Source organism: Streptomyces aculeolatus (assembly GCF_020400605.1).
Taxonomy (GTDB): Bacteria; Actinomycetota; Actinomycetes; order Streptomycetales; family Streptomycetaceae; genus Streptomyces; species Streptomyces aculeolatus.
Window position 1 is genome coordinate 1 of record NZ_JAINRD010000120.1, and the last position, 376, is coordinate 376.

The following is a 376-nucleotide window of genomic DNA, read 5'->3' on the forward strand; positions in this document are numbered from 1 at the left end:
TGAGCTGGACTACCGCGGCACGCGGTTCACCGAGATGGACGTGGACGCCGTCCTCGCCCGCCGCCCCGCCGTCGCGCTCGTCGACGAGATGGCGCACACCAACGTCCCCGGCTCCCGCAACGAGAAGCGCTGGCAGGACATCAAGGAGCTGCTGGCCGCCGGCATCGACGTGATATCGACCGTCAACATCCAGCACCTGGAGTCGCTGGGGGACGTCGTGGAGAGCATCACCGGCGTACGGCAGCGGGAGACCGTGCCGGACGCCGTGGTGCGCAAGGCCGGCCAGATCGAGCTTGTCGATATGTCGCCCGAGGCGCTCCGCCGCCGCATGGCCCACGGCAACATCTACGATCCCGGCAAGATCGACGCCGCCCTC

At 69.1% G+C, this 376-nt stretch carries 1 protein-coding gene; it reads left to right on the plus strand.

Features of this window, described 5'->3' with window-relative positions; translation table 11 throughout:
- Nucleotides 1-376, plus strand: a 376-nt coding sequence (locus LG396_RS38980; RefSeq protein WP_443729190.1) for a histidine kinase, incomplete at both ends; no start/stop codon positions are given.